The 20,704-nt window shown below is 32.5% G+C and carries 16 protein-coding genes; 9 read left to right on the top strand and 7 right to left on the bottom strand.

Annotated elements, in window-relative coordinates; all coding sequences use genetic code 11:
* Window positions 1-17: 17 nt before the first annotated feature.
* The 5 genes from ACWJKS_RS18335 to ACWJKS_RS18315 all read right to left on the bottom strand — a co-directional run bounded on the left by ACWJKS_RS18335 (window position 18) and on the right by ACWJKS_RS18315 (window position 9,121).
* Complete coding sequence (locus ACWJKS_RS18335; RefSeq protein ID WP_462960155.1) at window positions 18-1,697, bottom strand: formate--tetrahydrofolate ligase; 1,680 nt, start codon at window positions 1,695-1,697, stop codon at window positions 18-20.
* Window positions 1,698-1,765: 68 nt separating this feature from the next.
* Complete coding sequence (gene ftcD / locus ACWJKS_RS18330; RefSeq protein ID WP_216302139.1) at window positions 1,766-2,662, bottom strand: glutamate formimidoyltransferase; 897 nt, start codon at window positions 2,660-2,662, stop codon at window positions 1,766-1,768.
* A gap of 30 nt (window positions 2,663-2,692) precedes the next feature.
* Window positions 2,693-3,946 (bottom strand): imidazolonepropionase, encoded by a 1,254-nt coding sequence (gene hutI / locus ACWJKS_RS18325; RefSeq protein WP_216302138.1) that lies wholly within the window; start codon window positions 3,944-3,946, stop codon window positions 2,693-2,695.
* A 21-nt stretch (window positions 3,947-3,967) separates the two neighbouring features.
* Window positions 3,968-5,995 (bottom strand): urocanate hydratase, encoded by a 2,028-nt coding sequence (locus ACWJKS_RS18320; RefSeq protein WP_216302137.1) that lies wholly within the window; start codon window positions 5,993-5,995, stop codon window positions 3,968-3,970.
* A 57-nt stretch (window positions 5,996-6,052) separates the two neighbouring features.
* Window positions 6,053-9,121 (bottom strand): tetratricopeptide repeat protein, encoded by a 3,069-nt coding sequence (locus ACWJKS_RS18315; RefSeq protein ID WP_462958876.1) that lies wholly within the window; start codon window positions 9,119-9,121, stop codon window positions 6,053-6,055.
* 313 nt (window positions 9,122-9,434) lie between these two features.
* Between ACWJKS_RS18315 and ACWJKS_RS18310 the strand changes: the two genes are divergently transcribed.
* The 4 genes from ACWJKS_RS18310 to ACWJKS_RS18295 all read left to right on the top strand — a co-directional run bounded on the left by ACWJKS_RS18310 (window position 9,435) and on the right by ACWJKS_RS18295 (window position 13,732).
* A complete protein-coding gene (locus ACWJKS_RS18310) occupies window positions 9,435-9,668 on the top strand; it encodes a hypothetical protein (protein ID WP_462960154.1) in 234 nt (77 codons plus the stop codon).
* Between the two features lie 469 nt (window positions 9,669-10,137).
* Window positions 10,138-11,445 (top strand): Na+/H+ antiporter family protein, encoded by a 1,308-nt coding sequence (locus ACWJKS_RS18305; protein ID WP_220286227.1) that lies wholly within the window; start codon window positions 10,138-10,140, stop codon window positions 11,443-11,445.
* A 38-nt stretch (window positions 11,446-11,483) separates the two neighbouring features.
* Entirely contained in the window at window positions 11,484-13,013 is a 1,530-nt protein-coding gene (hutH, locus tag ACWJKS_RS18300; protein ID WP_216302134.1) for a histidine ammonia-lyase, read from the top strand.
* Window positions 13,014-13,420: 407 nt separating this feature from the next.
* The gene (locus ACWJKS_RS18295) at window positions 13,421-13,732 is read left to right on the top strand and encodes a demethoxyubiquinone hydroxylase family protein (protein WP_220286229.1); all 312 of its coding nucleotides are present in this window, start codon (window positions 13,421-13,423) and stop codon (window positions 13,730-13,732) included.
* Between the two features lie 28 nt (window positions 13,733-13,760).
* On the opposite strand, the gene ACWJKS_RS18290 is transcribed toward ACWJKS_RS18295, so the two are convergent.
* Together ACWJKS_RS18290 and ACWJKS_RS18285 are read right to left on the bottom strand one after the other, a co-directional pair.
* The gene (locus tag ACWJKS_RS18290; protein ID WP_216302132.1) at window positions 13,761-14,408 is read right to left on the bottom strand and encodes a tRNA-uridine aminocarboxypropyltransferase; all 648 of its coding nucleotides are present in this window, start codon (window positions 14,406-14,408) and stop codon (window positions 13,761-13,763) included.
* Between the two features lie 260 nt (window positions 14,409-14,668).
* On the bottom strand, window positions 14,669-16,255 hold the full coding sequence (locus ACWJKS_RS18285) for an ABC transporter ATP-binding protein (RefSeq protein ID WP_462960153.1): 1,587 nt from the start codon (window positions 16,253-16,255) through the stop codon (window positions 14,669-14,671).
* Window positions 16,256-16,509: 254 nt separating this feature from the next.
* On the opposite strand from ACWJKS_RS18285, the gene ACWJKS_RS18280 reads away from it, so the two are divergent.
* From ACWJKS_RS18280 to fabK, 5 genes are all read left to right on the top strand, one after another.
* Window positions 16,510-17,583, top strand: a complete 1,074-nt coding sequence (locus ACWJKS_RS18280) for an NAD(P)H-dependent flavin oxidoreductase (RefSeq protein WP_216302130.1) — start codon at window positions 16,510-16,512, stop codon at window positions 17,581-17,583.
* A gap of 148 nt (window positions 17,584-17,731) precedes the next feature.
* Window positions 17,732-18,184 (top strand): MarR family winged helix-turn-helix transcriptional regulator, encoded by a 453-nt coding sequence (locus ACWJKS_RS18275; protein ID WP_165411859.1) that lies wholly within the window; start codon window positions 17,732-17,734, stop codon window positions 18,182-18,184.
* Window positions 18,185-18,203: 19 nt separating this feature from the next.
* Entirely contained in the window at window positions 18,204-19,187 is a 984-nt protein-coding gene (locus ACWJKS_RS18270; protein ID WP_216302129.1) for a beta-ketoacyl-ACP synthase III, read from the top strand.
* Window positions 19,188-19,207: 20 nt separating this feature from the next.
* The gene (gene acpP, locus ACWJKS_RS18265; protein ID WP_216302128.1) at window positions 19,208-19,438 is read left to right on the top strand and encodes an acyl carrier protein; all 231 of its coding nucleotides are present in this window, start codon (window positions 19,208-19,210) and stop codon (window positions 19,436-19,438) included.
* Window positions 19,439-19,747: 309 nt separating this feature from the next.
* The gene (gene fabK / locus ACWJKS_RS18260) at window positions 19,748-20,680 is read left to right on the top strand and encodes an enoyl-[acyl-carrier-protein] reductase FabK (RefSeq protein ID WP_216302127.1); all 933 of its coding nucleotides are present in this window, start codon (window positions 19,748-19,750) and stop codon (window positions 20,678-20,680) included.
* Window positions 20,681-20,704: the final 24 nt, after the last annotated feature.

Raw genomic sequence — 20,704 nt, 5'->3', positions numbered from 1 at the left:
ATAATATGAGCATATGTCTAAAATAATCCTGTTATAACTCCACTTCCATCTATATCCATCTTTTCTGCGGCGCTAACCTTAGGAAATCCTGGCATGGTCATTATGGTGCCAGCTTCGCATACAATAAATCCTGCACCTGCAGAGACTCTTACAGTTTTTATTGTAATTTTAAAACCTTTTGGAGCTCCAAGAAGTTTATTGTCATCAGATAGGGAGTATTGAGTTTTAGCAATGCATAGGGGCATCTTATCAAGGCCTAATTCTTCAAGTTTTTTCATCTGATTTTTAGCAGCTGCTTCAAACACTACTGTATCTCCACCGTATATTTCCCTAACAATTGTGTTGATTTTTTCGTTTATAGAACTACTTACATCATAAATAGGTTTAAAGTTTGACTCCTCTGTTTCAACAAGTTTTATAAGCTTTCGGGCCATATCAACTCCGCCTTCGGAGCCTTTAGACCATACTTCATTAAGGGCTATGTCAACTCCGAACTCTTTACATTTTGATATAAGAAGTTCTATTTCTTTTTCTGTATCGTTACTGAATCTATTTACAGCAACCATTACAGGTACATTAAATTTTCTTATATTTTCAACTTGTTTTTTTAAGTTCTCAAACCCACTACCAAGGGCTTCAAGATTTTCTATGCCTAAATCTGATTTAGATACTCCACCATGCATTTTCAGTGCCCTTATAGTAGCAACTATAACTGTAGCGGATGGTTTCAATTCTCCATATCTACATTTTATATCAAAGAACTTCTCTCCACCAAGGTCAGCACCGAAACCTGCTTCAGTTACTAAGTAATCACAAAGTTTAAGACCAAGCTTTGTAGCTATGAGGCTATTGCAACCATGAGCTATATTAGCAAATGGTCCGCCATGAATTATTGCTGGCGAATTTTCTAATGTCTGAACTATATTCGGCTTTATAGCATCCTTCATCAAAAGGGTCATCGCTCCATTAATTTTAAGATCTTTTGCAGTTACTGGATTACCATCCATGTTATAAGCTACTATTATTTTACCGAGCCTCTCTTTAAGATCCATTAAATCTTTAGAAAGACAAAGAATAGCCATAACCTCTGATGCGACGGTAATCATGAAACCATCTTCTCGTGGGAAACCACACACCTTTCCACCGAGACCAACAACTATATTTCTAAGAGATCTGTCATTCATATCCATAACTCTTTTAAATACAATCTGCCTAATATCTATCTTAAGGCTATTCCCTTGATGAACATGGTTATCAATTGCTGCAGTAAGTAAATTATTTGATGCAGTTATAGCATGCATGTCTCCTGTAAAGTGAAGGTTAATATCTTCCATAGGAACTACTTGGGCATATCCGCCGCCGGCTGCTCCTCCCTTCATACCAAATACGGGTCCTAAAGAGGGCTCTCTTAATGCTATACATGTCTTCTTACCTATTCTATTCAAGGCATCTCCAAGACCAATAGCAGTAGTTGATTTTCCTTCACCTGCAGGAGTTGGAGTAATTGCTGTTACAAGGATTAGCTTTCCATCCTTTTTATCCTTTAATCTATCAAAAATACTTAAAGAAACTTTTGCCTTGTATTTACCATAAACTTCTAATTCATCATCTTCAATTCCTAAATTTTCAGCAATGTTTGCAATGGGTAGCATTTTAGCCTTTTGAGCTATTTCAATATCACTCGGAACAATACTCATATAATTCGACTCCTCATCATAATTAATTATATTTTCTTGGTTCCTTACCCTGAAAGCTTTTTAAGTTTTTATTCTGAAAGTTTCTTTTCAAGTATTTGACTTATATCAAAGTTTTCTATTTGAAGATAATATTCAGCACAGTCTATTAATGCTTTCAAAGGAACCAATCCAATAACTTCACTGCCAACAACGGGTACTCCATATCGTAAAGCTTCCATTTTAACCATTTCGTGGGCTCTGTATACGGCGGTTTTTTCATAATTTACAAGATTCATAGAAATCTGAACTATGTTTCTCTCACAAAGTTTAACGCCCATAGCCTTTACAAATCTAAGCCCTCCACCTATAAATCTTACTTTTTTAGCAATAGCAGTTGCTATTTCCATATTGTCTGTGCCTAAGTTTACATTGTATGCTACAAGTGGAAATCTGGCACCTATAACTATACAGCCACTTTTTTCATTCATTTCACATGGACCAAAATCAGGTTTCCATTCTGGAAGTTTTATTTTTTCAAAGAATCCCTCGTACTGACCTTTTCTAATTTTAGCAAGATTTCTTCGTGCTTCACAAGTAGCTGCATCTTCATAAAGATAAACAGGAATATTTAATTCTTCTCCAACTTTCTTGCCAAGTTCTTTAGCCATTTCAACACATTCTTCTGTAGTAATATCCTGAATTGGAATAAATGGAACCACATCTGTAGCTCCCATTCTTGGATGAGCACCTTCTTGAGTCCTCATATCTATAAGCTCTGATGCTCTTTTAATTAGCTTAAAAGCTGCTTTTTTAGCATCTTCAGGTGAAGCAACAAATGTAACAACTGTCCTGTTATGGTCTTTATCGGAAGAATAGTCAAGTAATTTTACGTTTTCTGTATTTCTTATCTCGTCAACTATGCTTTCAATTATTTGTTTGTTTCTGCCTTCACTAAAATTTGGAACGCATTCTACTAATTTTAACATAATATTCTCTCCTTTACTATTTAAGATTAATTATATATTAACAACTACATTCCCAGCTTTAATTACTTTTTCTACAATGTTTATACCCGTATGATATGGTATAAAATTATAAGAAGGATATTTCAAAATAACAATATCACCTTTTTTACCAGGGTCGATACTTCCAATGGAATCTGCTCTACCGACAGCAGCAGCACCATTTATTGTAAGCGCTGTTATAGCTTCTTCCGTGCTCATATTCATATATATAGCTGCCACTGCGAATACCAGAGGTATTGAATATGTAAAGCAGCTTCCTGGATTAAAATCCGATGCCAGTGCTACAGCGCAGCCCTTATCAATCATTTCCCTTGCCCTTGCATATGGTTCTTTTAGGCAAAATGCAGTACAGGGAAGGAGGGTAGAAATTACCTTTTTATCTGCCATGGCTTTTATTCCATCATCTGAAGCATGTAATAGATGGTCGGCTGATATTGCGCCAACTTCTGCTGCGAGCTCTGATCCTCCAAGGGTTACTATTTCATCCGCATGAAGTTTAAGTTTAAAACCCATTTCCTTTGCTTTCAAAAGAAGTTTTCGTGATTCATCTACAGAAAAAACTTTGTCTTCGCAAAAAACATCGCAAAACTCTGCAAGATTCTCTGATTTAACCACAGGGAGAACTTTATCTATAATGAAGTCAATATATTCATCATTTTTACCTTTGTATTCGGGTGGAACAGAATGTGCACCTAAAAAGGTAATTGCGAGGTCCATAGCATGATCTTCATTAAGTTTCTTCATAACACTAAGTTGCTTTATTTCTGTATCAAAATCAAGGCCATAACCGCTTTTACCTTCTACAGTTGTTACTCCAAGTTTAAGCATCTCATTAAGCCTTTCAAATCCAATATTATAAAGTTCTTCATCTGAAGCATTCCTTGTTGCGTTTACTGTATTTTGTATTCCGCCGCCTCTCTCCATTATATCCATATAGCTGTCTCCGCGGAGTCTCCAAGCAAATTCATCTGCCCTGTAGCCACCAAATACAAAATGAGTGTGAGAGTCTACAAATCCTGGAAGGACGCATTTATTAGATGCGTCTATAACTTCATAATCTGCTTCATTGTAAATTTTCAATATTTCTTCTGTAGTATTAACAGCTTTAATTATGCCATCTTCAATGACAACGGCTCCATTTTTTATGATATGAATGTTTTTCATTTCCTCACCGTATTTTGCATTGCTACCACTGCAGGTAACAAGTTCCGAGGAGTTTTTTATAAGCAAATTTCCTTTTTTCATAAATACATCCCCTTAAATATATTATTTATCAAAATACTTGCTAACAGTATCCCTTACAAGTTTTTCGTTTGTTAAATAAGGAATAGTAACATGGTCTGTACCTTTATGTGTATTGTTAAATTCTATGACTGTTTCTATAGAATGTTCATTTCTTGCCCATGAACGTCTTGCAACTCCATTCATAACATCCCATGAAAGAGCGGATTTGATTATCTCGTCTACTCTATAACTTCCATCAAGTACAAGACCGAATCCTCCATTTATTGATTTCCCGATTCCTACACCGCCACCGTTATGAAGTGCTACAAGACTCATACCTCTTGCTGCATTCCCGGCATAGCACTGTACAGCCATATCTGCCATAACATTACTTCCATCTTTTATGTTGGAAGTTTCTCTAAATGGTGAATCAGTACCACTTACATCATGATGATCTCTACCCATCATAACAGGTCCTATCTCTCCATTTCTTACCATTTCATTGAACTTAAGAGCTATGTTTATTCTTCCTGTAGCATCCTGATAAAGTATTCTTGCTTTTGTACCAACAACAAGATTGTTTTTTTCTGCATCCCTTATCCAGTTATAGTTATCTCTATCCTGGTATCTTCTATTTGGGTCTATGCATCCCATTGCAGCATGATCTGTTTTTATTAAATCTTCATTCTTTCCACTTAAACATACCCATCTGAATGGTCCATATCCATAGTCAAATAGCTGTGGTCCCATTATATCTTCTACGTAAGATGGAAATATAAAGCCATCTTTTTCGTCTATTCCATTTTTAGATATTTCCTTAACACCGGCATCATAAATTGCTTTCATAAATGAATTGCCATAATCAAAGAAGTATGTCCCTCTTTCAACTAATGTTTTTATAAGTTCAAAATGACGTTTTAAACTTTTGTCAACCAATTGGCAAAAATTAGTTCTGTCTTTTGCAAGAAGACTTGTTCTTTCCTCAAAAGTTACTCCCTTAGGGCAATATCCACCTTCGTATGCCGCATGGCAAGATGTTTGGTCAGATAATAAATCAATTTTTTTGTTGTTTTTTACTGCATACTCAAGCAAATCAACTATATTTCCGTGATATGCAATTGACATTGGCTCTTTCTTTTCCAAGTATTCGTCAGCAATTTTGAATACCTCATCAAGATCTGATGATTGCTTCATAACCCACCCTTGCTCAAGTCTTGTACTAATTCTTGATTCATCAACCTCAGCTACGATGCCTACACTATTTGCGATTTCGATTGCCTTTGGCTGAGCACCGCTCATACCGCCCAAACCTGATGTTACAAATATATGTCCTCTTAAATCACCATCATTTGGGATTCCAAGCTTCATTCTACCTGCATTTAATAAAGTATTGTAAGTACCGTGAACTATGCCCTGAGGTCCTATATACATCCATCCTCCGGCAGTCATCTGTCCATAGTTTGCAACACCCATTTCCTCTGCTATTTCCCAATCTTTTTGATTATCGAACATGCCTATCATTAGTGCATTTGTAATTATTACTCTTGGTGAATCGGGTTTTGATTTGAAAAGCCCAAGAGGGTGTCCTGATTCTAAAACCAATGTTTGATCTTGAGTCATTATTTCTAGATATTTCTTTATAAGTCTATATTGCATCCAATTTGGACATACACTTCCTGTTTCACCGTAAGTAACAAGCTCATAAGGATATAAAGCCACTTCAGAATCAAGATTATTATCAATCATAAGCTGAAAAGCTTTACCTTCAATACAGTTTCCTTTATATTCATCTATTGATTTTCCATATATTCTGCCTTCGGGACGAAACCTGTATCCATATATTCTGCCTCTTGTAGTAAGCTCCTCCATAAATTCTGGGATAAGCTCCTCATGATACTTTTCTGGAATGTAACGAAGTGCGTTTTTAAGTGATATTTCTGTCTGTGATTTTGAAAGGTGGAAGCCTCTATCTGGAGCTCTCCTTATTCCCTCAATAAATTCAGGCATAGTAGGTAAACAATCATCTAAAGAAACTGTCATTGCATTTTTTATATCAATATTATTAATCATTACTGATCACTCCCCTCTTTATAATCACATTCTAATACTATGTCGTCATTAAAATGTCTATTTTTTGGGGCACTCATAACTATTTTCCTTTATTAAGGTATTTAGCAAATCTATTTCATAATTATCCTTTGAGGTAGTTAAAAAATTAATACTATTTCCACAATAGAATTGTAAATTTTCATTTAAGTACATATTAAAAATTTTATTTAACTTTTCATTATTTTTCATTTCACTTTTAATTTGAGCTTTTACCATATATACAATTCCAATTTCATGAGGGTTTTTTAGCAACCTTGAATGCACATCTGAATTTTTTAAATATTTTAAGGCACTTTCATAATTTCCTTCACTAATTAGTATTCTTGACATAAAGGCTTCTACAATAGACTTTTCCCACATTAAATCGAATTGTTTATAGATATCCATGGCCCTTTCGAAATATTTTTTTGCCTCAGGATATGATCCCATATTGAAACATGTTTCACCCGCATTTATGTTGAAAATAGAAAGACTGGGGAATACATTTTTTTCTTCGCATATTTTTATTGCTCTATTAAAAAAATCTAAAGCTTCTTGAAATTTCATGCTTTGTCTTCTTATATCGCCTATATAGTTATAAGCGGCCGCTATACTCAAGGCGTATTTATCAGCTACACTTTTAGTTACATTAAAGATATTTATAGATTCATTAAAGAGTCTTTCTGCTTCACTGTATTTTCCCTGCATTTTTTTATATAAGGCTTTAAATCGTAGAAATACGCCTATTTCCATATGATAATTACAATCTGCTGCTTTATCTAAACCGATGTTTACATATTTTATCATATCATCAATATTATTAGTTTGTATACAATAATATATCATCTGCTTGTACCCTTCTATAGAGTAATCTGAATCTTCAATCTCATTAGCTTTTTCTATCATTTCATTTATGAATTCAACGCCTTTTTCATAGCTTCCTTCTCTTATAAGATATCTTCCTTTAATATGTAAAAATTCGATCTCTAATCTTAAAACTTCTTTAGAGTTTCTACAGTCATTTTTTATTTTTAATAGTAGAATTTCTATCTTCTTTATGCTTTTAATGGTTTTATTGTTACTAAAATATAGATTGTTATAAAAATTAACATCCTTATAATATAGTACTGGATAAAGTTCATGACTAAAATTTAAATATACGTTTAAACTTTTTATACTATACTTTAATGTTGCTAAATTATTATTTGCGTTTGAAAAATGATAAACAAGTTTATTGTAAATGGTTATATCACTTCTATTATTTGTTAAACCCTTTTCAATAATGTAGCCTATATTATTATGAAGAATTCTTCTTCTTGCCAAGGATTGATTAATGTAAATAAATTCTCTTAACTTTTGATGAGTAAACATAAAGCTTATTATATTATTGTTATTTGTTTCTTTTAATATAAATTTATTTTGAAGTTCTTCTATTGAGTCAATTATCTTAAGTTCATCTTCTCCTGTAAGTTCATGTAAAATATACAAAGGTATTTCATCAAAAAATAAAGATGAAATTCTTAAAATGTTTTTGCACCCTTCAGAAATATCTAAAAGCCTGCTTTTCATTACATCTTGCATTTTAGAAGACATAATATTTATACTACTATTAGATTTTATAGTATTAATATATTCTGTTAAAAAAAATGCATTTCCTTCAGTTTCGTTGTATATTTTATTTACTATATCTTTATTGAAATGATTTTTTGGAAGACCAATTTTAATGAAATTTTCGACTTCATCATTATTAAATCTTAATAAATCCATCCTTAAAATCTTATTGTGTTTATTTGCTGAAGCTAAGAATTTATCTATTTCGATGTTGTATTCATTTCTATATGTCATGAAACACAAAATGTTAGCATGACCATGTAAAATTATACTGCTTAAAAAGGTTAAACTACCATAATCAATCCACTGTATATCTTCAAAAATAAGCATTATTTTCTTTTCGTATGCTATTTTAGTAAGTATATTAGTAATTACATTCCCAATGACTTCATATTTTAATGTATAGTTACTCTCTATAACCTTAAGGCTTCGTTCTTTATTATCTAATTCATCAATCTCAGAAAAACAATTTTCTAAAATATCTTCCCATAAAGTTGGGATTTTTATATTTTTATTTTTCATAATTTCGGAGAGCTTGGATAATATTATGGTCCATGGTTTTAAAATACAATCCTTTTCAAATTGAAAACAATAAGTTTCTAAAATATAAGTTGTATCCTCATCTACTACTTCTAGAAATTTATCTTTCAATCTTGTTTTTCCTATACCAGCTTCGCCTACCAAAAATACGGATTTCGAAGATTCGTTTTTCATGAAGTTATTGTAATTGTTTTGTAATATCCTCAATTCATTATATCTTCCATAGAAAAAATCATCAGCGTTTTTACTGCTTTTAACTGTATTCATAATATCTATTACTTCATTAACTACATTTAATATTTTATCATTAAGAGAAATGGATAATTCATCTTTAAATAATTTCTTAACATCATTATATGTTTCAATTGCTTGGTTATATTTACCTTGATTTTTGTAACTTTCCAGTAGATATATATAAGCATTTTCATTGAATTCATCTATTTTTATCAATAGCTTTGAATATTTTTCAACAATATCATAATTATTATTTTGTAATTCCTTTTCTATTTTTTTATTCAATTTATCAATATACATACATTCAAAACTTTCACGCATTTCTAATAGCCAAATTTCAAAATTTTCTGCATTTTTAGGGCAAAATCCTTGTAGAAATTCTCCTTTAAAGACATCTATTTCACTTTCATCACTCATAAAAGTATATATATCTACGTCTATTTTTATATCTGGATTGAGCATAATTATTGATTTTTGAGGGGATACCAATACCGGAACATTAGAGCATTTATTTATTTTATAGATAGCATTTCTTAGATTCTTTTTAGCATTGCCTTCTTCTTGGTTAGCCCAAAAAAGTTCTGAGAGATGTTCTCTGTTATCTTGTTTATTTAGTAGTAAATAACAAAATAGGCCTTGAGCTTTACTGAATGGTAAGAATATTTCTTTTTCATTGACAGTTACGCAAAAATTACCAAACATTTTACAATATATATAATCCATCGAATCACTCCCGTATAATGCCATAAAATTTCTTATGTAAATTATACTACAATATAAATAAAATGCCAAAATAAGATTATAGCTGAACTTTTTATGTGGAAATTCTGGATTAATAGATGTAATATAGACGTAAATAGTAAAATGTAATATAAATGCAAGTGTAAAAAGGCAAAATAGTACTATGACAAGGGGTAAAATGTATTTTTATGGTAAAAAAACAGTGAACTAATAATGTGCAGTATATACTTAAAATTTTTATCAAATTTAATTGATAATTCATAATAGACACTTATTTGACGTTTGGATGTTAAAATTGATTTATAATAAAAATAAAAAGGAAGTTATAACAATAAAGTTACATTTCATTAAAGTAAATCAAGTAGAAAATATGACCGTTTTTATTTTAGAGCCTGCATCGAGACAATTTCATATCAATGTTGCTAATAAAATTATGGAGTATGGAAGCCCCCATGCTGAACAGGTTGAATTCATAGAAAAACCTTGTACAGAAGAAGGAAAAGATAGTACTGTCCTAGGCTTCAGATGATGGGAGGCGAGTTTTGTGGAAATGCGACAAAGTCGTTAGTGGCAGTTTTGGTGGACAAGGAGTATCCTTGTGTGAAAAAGGAAAATGAAAAACTTATTGTTCTTTAGAAGTATCAGGATTTAACGGAGTAATAAATTGTGAGGTAGAGCATTTAAAAAATAGCAACGAATATAAATCTAAAATTGTTATGCCTTTGGTTAAAGAGACTAAAGATTTTTATGTTAATCACAATGGAATCGTTTACAAGTGCAATGGTAGAGTTTCCAGGAATAATTCATTTAATGGTAGGCAGTAAAGGGAATAGATAGTTTATTTTGGGAAAGAAGGTGTGCTTCAGGCACATCCACTTTAGCGGGAGAATTAACTCAAAAACAAGAGAGAAGCGTAGTTATTTTACTTAAAAGGTAAGGTGAAAATTGTTGATGAAGGTGAAGTTTATCTATAACAATTAGCCACGAGGAGGGAATATATGTTATTATTTAATCCAGTTGTTGTATCAGTTATTGTAATGATAATTTTATGTCTTTTTAAACTTAATGTGCTACTGTCTATATTAATTGCAGCCATGACAGCAGGCTTAGTTTCTGGTATGTCTTTGGGAGATACTATGAGGACACTCATTAGAGGAATGGGAGGAAATGCTGAAACTGCATTAAGCTATATATTACTTGGCGCATTAGCAGTTGCAGTAAATAAAACTGGACTAGCAGGGATTTTGGCTAAGAAAATATCTAAAATCGTTGGACAAAAGAAATATGTATTTATAATGTTATTAGCCTTTTTAGGTTGTTTTTCTCAAAATCTTATACCAGTTCATATAGCATATATTCCAATATTAATACCACCGCTACTTTTATTAATGAATAAACTTAAAATAGACAGGAGAGCAGTAGCTTGTGCTCTTACATTTGGATTAAAGGCTCCGTATATTGTTTTACCAGTAGGATTTGGTCTAATATTTCATGGGATTATAAGTTCTGAAATGACTAAAAATGGTATACCTGTTATGACAGCTGATGTAGCTAAAGTGCTATGGCTTCCAGGGATTGGAATGGTTATAGGTCTTCTTATAGCTGTATTTTATACTTATAGAAAGCCAAGAGAATACAAGGATATTCAAATAGAAGGGCTGGATGAAATTAAAGATGGAGACCTTAAAATGAATTCAAAACATTGGCGTGTTCTAATTGGAGCTGTGTCTGCATTTGTAATTCAAGTTCTTACAGGATCGCTTCCTCTTGGAGCGTTGGGAGCATTAATTATAATATTTGTTTCAGGAGCAGTTAAGTTTGAGGATGTTAATGGATTACTTGATGGTGGAATTAAAATAATGGGGTTAATAGCATTTATAATGCTCGTTGCATCAGGTTATGGGGATGTTTTAAGGAAAACTGGAGCAGTGGAAGCTTTAGTTACATCTCTTGCAGGAATGGTTAATGGAAGTAAACTGGCAGGTGCAGTTTTAATGTTACTTGTCGGTTTATTAGTAACGATGGGTATAGGGAGTTCATTTGGTACTATTCCTATAGTGGCTGCAATTTACTGCCCACTTGCAATGAAACTTGGATATTCTCCACTAGCTACTATACTTCTAATAGGTGTTGCATCAGCGCTTGGAGATGCAGGTTCACCAGCATCAGATAGTACACTTGGACCAACATCAGGACTTAGTGTAGATGGTCAACATGATCATATTTGGGATACATGTGTACCGACATTCTTACATTATACTATACCACTTATGATATTTGGTATTATAGGATCTATGATATTCTAGTCTAAATAAATTACTAATAAATTTTAGGAGGAATAAAAATGAAAGAAATACTTTTGACAGGAAATGATTTAACTTTAGAGGAAATGGTATCTATAGCTAGAGATGGTTGCAGGGTTTCTATAAAAGAGAGTGCTATAGAAAGAGTTATAAAATCAAGAGCAATAATTGATGATATAGTTGAAAATGAAAGAGCTGTTTATGGTGTAACTACAGGGTTTGGTGAATTTTGTAATGTTAGTATTTCTAAAGAAGATTGCAAAACACTTCAAAGAAACTTAATTTGCTCACATGCTTGTGGATATGGTCCTAAATTTCCAACTGATGTCGTACGAGCTATAATGCTTTTAAGAGCTAATGCACTATCAAAAGGATTTTCAGGTATAAGACCTGGAACTTTGCAAACATTAATTGAAATGATTAATAAAGGTGTTTACCCAACAATTCCTGAAAAAGGATCTTTAGGAGCGTCAGGAGATTTAGCTCCACTTGCACATATGGTTTTACCTATGATTGGTGAAGGTGAAGCAGAGTATAAAGGTGAAATATTACCAGGTAAAGTTGCTATGGAAAAAGCAGGAATTCCTATAATAGAACTTGATGCTAAAGAAGGTTTAGCGCTTATAAATGGTACGCAAGTTTTAACTGCAACAGGAGCGTTAGCTACTTATGATGCTATAAAGTTATTAAAAACTAGTGATATAGCAGCAGCTTTGACAATGGAGGCTTTAAGAGGAATTACAGATGCTTTTGATCCAAGAATTCATGTGCTAAGACCACAGCCAGGACAATTAGCAACAGCCAGAAACATATTAAAACTAGTTGAAGGTAGTACTTATGTAACAAGACAAGGTGAAGTAAGAGTACAAGATGCTTATTCATTAAGATGTGTGCCTCAAATTCATGGTGCAAGTAAAGATGCTATAAACTATGTAAAAGCTCAAGTTGAAAGAGAAATAAATTCAGTAACAGATAACCCTATAGTAACTGAAGAGGGAGACGTAATTTCAGGAGGTAATTTCCACGGAGAACCTATGGCATTAAGCTTTGACTTCTTAGGAATTGGATCAGCTGAAATTGCTAGTGTATCTGAGCGAAGATTAGAAAGATTGATCAACCCTCAATTAAACGATTTACCAGCGTTCTTAGCTAAACATGGTGGATTAAACTCAGGATTTATGATTACACAATATGCAGCAGCAGCCTTAGTATCTGAGAATAAGATATTAGCTCATCCTGCATCAGTAGACTCAATACCTTCTTCAGCTAATCAAGAAGACTTAGTTAGTATGGGAACAATAGCAGCAAGAAAAGCTAGGGATATAGTTGATAATGCATCTAGAGTAGTTTCAACAGAAATATTAGCTGCATGTCAAGCTATAGATTTCAGAAAAGAATCTGGATTCAAACTTGGCATGGCAACTCAAGAAGCTTACGATTTAGTTAGAAAATCTGTAGACTTTATTGAATATGATATAGTTATGTATAAAGATCTAGATAAAGTTACTGAACTCGTTAAGAGCGGAAAGTTATTAGCAGCAGTAGAAAAAGTAGTTGAAATAGAATATTAATATAACCTGGATTAGAAAAGGGGGTGAAACAAAATAGAAATTAATTTCTATTTTGTTTCACCCTCTCTTTTTATTTTTTAATATATATAATCCGTATGAGGTTTTATTTGGTGTAATATTTTGCTAAAGGTCTGCTCATAAATTCAGTAGAAAAGATTACATACATTTGTAGTTATATATATATATATATTTATAGATAGGTATACATGTTGCAGCATAGAAAAGTTTTAAACTATGATAACACACCTTTTCGTTTTAACGACATTTCAGAAGGAAAGGTCCTCTATTCTATAAGAGGGGGGTATACACTATAACAAAGAGAAGACTTCAGAAGTAGCATTTATAAATGAATAATAATTCAGTATGATGCTAAAAATAAATTTAAGATTGAAAGGGAGGAAGAAACTATGGCGTTATTAGGAAATCCATTCGTTGCAAATGTACCAAGACAAATGTCAAATGAAGAGCTGGCGCAAGCAATTCGTGTGGACATTGCTGGTGAACTTGAGGCTATCATAGCTTATGAAGCTCATGCAATGTCAACATCTCATGAAATAGTTAAAAAGGTTTTAAATCACATTTCAGATGAAGAAAGAAGGCACGTTGGGGAGCTTCAAGAGGTTTTGTATATGTTATCACCAAAGGATTCTCAATTTATGGAGGATGGTAAACAGAAAATTAAAGATCAGCAGTCTCAAAATTTCCAGCAACCGATGTAGAATTTTTGCCGCCTTTTGGGTGGCATTTTCAATTTTTATTAGAAGGTGAAAGTTCATGTCCACTTGAACCTGCCTTATAGCTTTTTAAAAATAGATTGTAAAATGTATTTACTACTTGTGCACTTTCGATCTCTCTATTTAGTTTTAATACTTCGATCGCAGCTTCTATTGTGCATAAATTACCATCGACCGCACCTCGTCTTAAATCATATTTAGACTTAAAACTTGGATTCAATGAAATAATTGGAAGTTTCTCTAGATAGGCACTTCTCCTAACTATTTTTCGTGCTTCCTTCCATGTACCGTCTATGATAATAAATACAGGGATTTTACCAGTCCTTTTATATTCAACTTTTCGGAGCGCAGCCTCACAATTTTCTATAGGGAAAAGTAAGAATGGCTCATATATTTCATTATTTATATTTGCTACTAATTTTTCAGGTATCTTCGTTCTTTCCCAAAGAAAAATTTCTGTTGAATGTGGATTAACTATCTTTAATATTCTTGCAGTATTAGAGGGTCTGTAAAATTCTTTTTCTGTAGATAGAATCCAAATATTTGCATTAGTTTTTATTTTAGGTGCTTTATCACAAAGGCAATTTATAATTGGTAACCCACATGTATTACAACTATCATATAGACTTGTTATTTGTTTTACTTTATAAATCCAATTCATAATGCCTCCTAAATCCTTTTAATATTTCATTTATATTTAGTTCATTATACTACCATAAAATACTATTATCAACGTGGCTAACCCTAAAAATCTATTCAACTACCAGTGGATAATAGGGAGCATAACAGTACTTAAATTCATGATCTAATAAAGTATAACGCTTAAAAAGCCACATAATGGATATTCATTCCACCCTGTGGACGGTCTTTGTACGTATGTCGGCTATACCCTCTCTAATGCCGGTTTAATCTTTTAAGTGATTATAACTCAATTATTTTGTCGAAATTATCTATCAATTCCTCGCTTAAACGATGTGTGATGAGAATAATAGTGAAATTAGGATTTTTTAATAACATTGACTCGACTTCAAATGCATTTTTTTTATCTAATGCTGAAGTTCCTTCATCAATAATGATGATTGGTTTATGACGGATCAAAGCTCTGGCTATAGAAAGGCGTTGTTTTTGGCCACCTGAAATGTTATTCCCTTCTTCGCCTAAAAAAGTATTTAAATTTTGATCTAAAGATAAAACAAAATCACTTAGACAGCTTTCTTTTAATGAATTATCTAATTCCTCTTTAGTAAAGTTTTCGCACAATGTTATATTATCTTTTATAGTCCCACTAAATATATATACATTTTGACTAATATATGCAAAATTATCCCTAATACTTTCTTGACTATATTGTTTTATATCAACATTATCAATATATATGTTTCCTTCATAATTATTTAAATGACCTAAAATCAATTTAATCAATGTGGTTTTACCACTTCCGCTTTTCCCAATGATTGCATATTTTTTTCCGTTTTCAAAGATAAGTGAAAGATTTTTAAAAACATCTTTATTTTTATAACCGAAACTTACATTTTTAAGTTCGATGGAGCTAGAAAAAGGTGGGCACATTTCTAAAGTTGTAAATTGATTAGAATCGGTATCAAATTTCTGCAAAACAGGTTTAGAAGACCTTATTGTTGTAACACAATTTAATAAAGTAGCAAATGAACCGAAAAATGAACCAGCTAAATTTGCAGCTGGTAAAATTGAACCTACAGATGTTAATCCCTTAATTGACAAATATCCAGTAATAAAAGTCATTGCAATTTGAGAAATTATATTTGATAAACTAATTAAGGTGTTAACTACTATCTGTGTCTTCTTAAATGTATACTTCATTAATTCTAAAATCTTAGAATTTTCTAAAATGCTGGATTTGAATCGTGACAATAAATTATAACTATATAATACCTCATGTCCCATCATAGTTTCCTTTGTAACTTTTACAAATTCTTCTTGTTGATCAGACATAGCTTTTGAATCTTTTTCAACAGTTTTGTTCATAAGCTTTGGGGGAATTATCATTAAAACACATAAAACAATTGCAAGCATTGCGACCCACAAGTGAATATATACTAATCCACATAATGAAAATATAATCATAGATAATTGTGAAATTAATACGAAAAATTGGTTGAATGTTGTACTTTCAATCTGAGTTACATCGTTAGTTAACCAAGAAACATAGCTTCCGGTCTCGTTTTTATAAAATTGCTCATAGTCCATTTGTGTTAATTTATCTGTAATTTGATATCTTAAAGTGAAATTCATTTTTGCAACGGCTTTTGCTGTATTTATTTTACTTTCATAATCCATAATGATAGATATAGTCCACATCAAAATCATAAAAATACTTTGTTTTATTAAGGCATGTACATCACCTGCAATAATAACATTCAAGAGATTTGCTAACATTAACGCTGTTAATACCAATAACAACGATGACAATATATTCAAAATACTTGCAATTACCACTATTTTTTTATTTTGCCTAATAAACTTTTTCATATTTCCCCCCCATAATAATGACGGATAGTGCTAATTCATTATAATACAATATATGCTAAAGGCAATTAAAATATTAAATTAATAAATAATTTTCAAAACATAGTAAATACTAAGAAGTATGTAATGTAAAACGGTATTATCAAAAAAATACTCAAAAAAGTTATAAGATACTTTTGTCTTGACATAGAATATAAAGATATATATACTTTGACTATCAAACTAATTCAAAATCAAAGTAAAGGGAGCGGATAATTATGAAGTTACCTCCTTTAAAAATTGGAGAATTAATAGCAGGTATTCCTATAATTCAAGGCGGTATGGGAGTGGGAGTGTCTCTTTCGAGTCTAGCATCAGCGGTTGCAAATGAAGGCGGGATTGGGATAATATCTACTGCTCAAATTGGATATAATGAAAAAGACTTTGGAACCAATGCAAAGGAAGCAAACATAAGAGCATTAAGAAGTGAAATCAGAAGAGCTAGAGAATTAAGTCCTAAGGGTATTATTGGGATAAATATTATGGTAGCTATGAATAATTATGAAGAACTTACAGCAACTGCTTTAGAAGAAGGAATAGATTTAATAATATCTGGTGCAGGACTTGCACTTAATTTGCCTAAAATGGCTAAGGGGTTTAATACAAAGCTTGCACCAATAGTATCATCAGCAAAGGCAGCTACAGTTATATCAAAAATGTGGGATAAAAAAAACAATTGTGCTGCAGATTTAATTATTGTTGAAGGTTCTGAAGCTGGTGGACATCTTGGTTTCTCTATGGAATCATTACTAGAAAAGAAAACCCAAGACTTAAAGGATATAGTTAAAGAAGTTATTGAGGCAATCAAGCCTTTTGAAGAAAAGTATAATAAAAAAATTCCTGTAGTAGCTGCTGGTGGAATTTATACTGGCGCAGACATTGCAGAAATCATGAAACTTGGAGCAGCAGGGGTACAAATGGCTACTAGATTTGTGGCTACGCAGGAGTGTGATGCTAGTTTAGCTTTTAAAATGGCTTATGTTAATTTAAAAGAAGAAGATATAAAGATAGTAAAAAGTCCTGTAGGTATGCCAGGGAGGGCTATTAACAATAAGTTTATGAAGCTCACTCAGGAAAGTGGTTGCAAAGTGGATAAATGTTATTTATGCATAAAGGACTGTAATCCTCAAAAAACTCCTTATTGTATTACGGAAGCGTTAATACAATCAGTAAAAGGTAATTTAGATAAGGGACTTATTTTCGTTGGAAGTAATGCTTACAAAGTAGATAAAATTATATCGGTTAAAGAACTTATGAGTGAACTAGTAGTAGAGGCAGAACACGATTTTTAATTTTATTACAAATATAAATTAAAAAAGAAAATTTGCATATTTATGGTAAGTATATTGACAAATAATCATTACATCGATATACTTTGATTGTCAAAGTATATGAAAAGTAAAGTACATGCAAATCAAAGTATGGGAAATGGTGATAAATATGAGCAAATCTGTTGGTGTTATAAATGAACTTTTAGTAGAGACCTTTAACGATATATTACAGATAGAACAGAGGGCACTTAAAGAGGGTATACTTAAAGACCTATCTATAACGGAAATACATACTATTGATGCAATAGGGATGTATGAGTACAGAACTATGTCAGAAGCAGCTCAAGATATTAAAATTACTGTAGGTACGCTTACAACGGCTATCGATAAGCTTCTTAAAAAAGGATATGTAAATAGGAAAAGAGGAGAAGAAGATAGAAGATCAGTAATGATTGCGCTTACTAGAAAAGGGAAACTCGCCTATAGAATACATGAAAAATTTCATTCTGATATGGTGCACGCAACTATAGATGGTCTAAATGCAGAAGAAGAAGATGTACTAATAAAATCTCTAGAAAAATTAAATGATTTCTTCAAAAAAAAATATAGATTAGAAAGTTAATGAAAGGATCGATTAAGGAATGAATGAAGTACAAATAATTGGTACAGGAAGTTATGCTCCTCTAAACATAATGACTAATCATCAATTGGCAGAGATTGTAGACACTTCTGATGAATGGATAGTTTCTATGACGGGTATCAAAGAGAGACATATATCACAAGGTGAAAACACTTCAGACTTAGCAACAAAAGCAGCCTTTGAGGCATTAAAGGATGCACAAGTTAAAGCGGAAGATATAGATTTGATAATTCTTGCAAGTACATCGCCTGATCAATTTGTACCGGCCACTGCATGCATAGTTCAAGGGAATATTGGAGCAGTTAATGCTATGGCCTTTGACATATCAGCAGCATGTACGGGGTTTATATTTGCCCTTGATATAGCAATGCAATTTCTTAAAACAGGAGAGCGTAAACGAGCCTTAATAATAGGTGCAGAGGTTCTATCAAAGATTGTTGATTGGACAGATAGAAAAACTTGTATACTCTTTGGTGATGGAGCAGGAGCAGCAGTTCTTGAGGCAGGCAGTAAAAAAGGAATTATTTCTATAAATTCAGCTTCAGAGGGTGAAAAAGGTGGAGTTTTAACTTGTCCTACTGTAGATGTAAAAAACACTTTTATAGAAGGAAATGAAAATTTTAATGCGAAAATAAGTATGGATGGCAAAGAGATTTTTAAATTTGCAGTAAAAACTATTGCAAGCAGTATAAACGAAATCTTAAATCAAAATAATTATACCTTAGAGGATGTTAAATATGTAGTTTGCCATCAAGCAAACTACAGAATAATAGATTTTGTAGTTAGAAAATTGAAGGCTGATAAAGATAAATTCTTTGTGAACTTAGATCGTTATGGGAACACTTCAGCGGCAAGCATAGCTATAGCAATAGATGAGATGAATAAGAAGAATTTATTAAAAGCTGGAGATAAGATTATACTTGTAGGCTTTGGCGGTGGATTAACCTACGGAGCTTCATTAATAGAATGGACAATCAATAAATAAAATATTAGGAGGAATTAGTAATGGTATTTGAAAAAGTTAAAAATGTAATAGTTGAACAATTAGGGATAGACGAAGCAGAGGTTAAAATGGAGGCGAATTTCACAGATGATTTAGGAATAGATTCTCTTGAAATATTTGAAATTGTAATGTCACTCGAAGAGGCCTTTGAAATTGAAATACCGAATGAAGATATAGAAAACATTAAAGATGTAAAGGGAATTGTTAACTATATAGAAGAAAAGTTAAAATAATTGGAATTAATGGGTTAGGTGATTAGAGAACTGAGATACTAATCATATTAAAATTTAGTTTATTTCAGTATGATAAAAGAGTATATATTACATGAAATGTAGTCCACGTAATATATGCTTTTTTTCTATAATTATCTGACTTTAACGGCATTTCAAAAGGGAAATCTCCCACTTTTATAAGTGGGAGTTCCATACTATAACGAAGAAGAAACTTCAGTGGGAGTATAAATCTCCTTCTTGGGTTGTTATATTGCAACTCCGCGGGAGATGATTTAACTATATACTTTTAAGGAACAAAGGAGGGATAAAATGTTTAATTCCGTATTTTTTGAAGATTTAGGTGTGAAATATCCGATAATACAAGGTGGTATGGCTTGGGTTGCAGACAGTAGCTTAGCATCTGCAGTATCTAATGCAGGGGGATTAGGTATTATAGCAGCGGCTAATGCACCAGTTGATTATATAAGAAATGAAATTAGAAAAGCAAAGAAGTTAACAGATAAACCATTTGGCGTTAATATAATGCTTTTAAGTGATAATGCAGAAGAAATTGCACAGCTTGTATGTGAAGAAGGTATTAAAGTTGTTACTACGGGTGCAGGCAATCCAGGTAAGTATATGGAACTTTGGAAGTCACATGGAATTAAGGTGATACCAGTGGTACCATCAGTGGCACTGGCTAAACGCATGGAGAGGGCAGGCGCAGATGCAGTTATCGCAGAGGGTTGTGAATCTGGAGGACATATCGGTGAACTTACAACTATGGCTCTGGTTCCACAAGTTGTCGATGGAGTTAGTATTCCGGTGATTGCAGCAGGGGGTGTAGGTGATGGGCGTGGTATTGCGGCAGCATTTATGCTTGGAGCCCAGGGAGTTCAAGTAGGAACAAGATTTTTAGTGGCGGATGAATGCACAATACATGAAAAGTACAAAAAGAAGGTATTGGCTGCAAAGGATATAGACTCTGTAGTTACAGGAAGACCTACAGGGCACCCTGTTAGGGCTTTAAAAAATAGGTTATCAAGACAATTTCAAAAGCTTGAAAAGGAAAATGCTCCAGTAGAGGAGCTAGAGGCCCTCGGACGAGGATGTCTACAAAGGGCAGTAAAAGAAGGCGATATTGAGATGGGATCTGTTGTGGCAGGTCAAATCGCAGGTCTTGTAAAGAAAGAACAAAGCTGCAGAGAAATTATAGAAGAAATGTTTGCAGAGGCAGAAGAAGGTATTATAAAATTTAGATAAAAAAGAATATTATTATTTAAGGAG

This window comes from Clostridium sp. CM038, from assembly GCF_055081105.1.
Note: the sequence above shows the minus strand (reverse complement) of the source record. Positions and strands in the feature narration are given on the sequence as shown.

Coding starts and splice junctions, on each gene's coding strand:
- hutI (WP_216302138.1), bottom strand. CDS start 3,946: ATGAAAAAAGGAAATTTGCTTATAAAAAACTCCTCGGAACTTGTTACC.
- fabK (WP_216302127.1), top strand. CDS start 19,748: ATGTTTAATTCCGTATTTTTTGAAGATTTAGGTGTGAAATATCCGATA.
- ftcD (WP_216302139.1), bottom strand. CDS start 2,662: ATGTTAAAATTAGTAGAATGCGTTCCAAATTTTAGTGAAGGCAGAAAC.
- ACWJKS_RS18315 (WP_462958876.1), bottom strand. CDS start 9,121: ATGGATTATATATATTGTAAAATGTTTGGTAATTTTTGCGTAACTGTC.
- ACWJKS_RS18285 (WP_462960153.1), bottom strand. CDS start 16,255: ATGAAAAAGTTTATTAGGCAAAATAAAAAAATAGTGGTAATTGCAAGT.
- ACWJKS_RS18280 (WP_216302130.1), top strand. CDS start 16,510: ATGAAGTTACCTCCTTTAAAAATTGGAGAATTAATAGCAGGTATTCCT.
- hutH (WP_216302134.1), top strand. CDS start 11,484: ATGAAAGAAATACTTTTGACAGGAAATGATTTAACTTTAGAGGAAATG.
- ACWJKS_RS18335 (WP_462960155.1), bottom strand. CDS start 1,697: ATGAGTATTGTTCCGAGTGATATTGAAATAGCTCAAAAGGCTAAAATG.
- ACWJKS_RS18320 (WP_216302137.1), bottom strand. CDS start 5,995: ATGATTAATAATATTGATATAAAAAATGCAATGACAGTTTCTTTAGAT.
- ACWJKS_RS18275 (WP_165411859.1), top strand. CDS start 17,732: ATGAGCAAATCTGTTGGTGTTATAAATGAACTTTTAGTAGAGACCTTT.
- acpP (WP_216302128.1), top strand. CDS start 19,208: ATGGTATTTGAAAAAGTTAAAAATGTAATAGTTGAACAATTAGGGATA.
- ACWJKS_RS18295 (WP_220286229.1), top strand. CDS start 13,421: ATGGCGTTATTAGGAAATCCATTCGTTGCAAATGTACCAAGACAAATG.
- ACWJKS_RS18270 (WP_216302129.1), top strand. CDS start 18,204: ATGAATGAAGTACAAATAATTGGTACAGGAAGTTATGCTCCTCTAAAC.
- ACWJKS_RS18305 (WP_220286227.1), top strand. CDS start 10,138: ATGTTATTATTTAATCCAGTTGTTGTATCAGTTATTGTAATGATAATT.
- ACWJKS_RS18290 (WP_216302132.1), bottom strand. CDS start 14,408: ATGAATTGGATTTATAAAGTAAAACAAATAACAAGTCTATATGATAGT.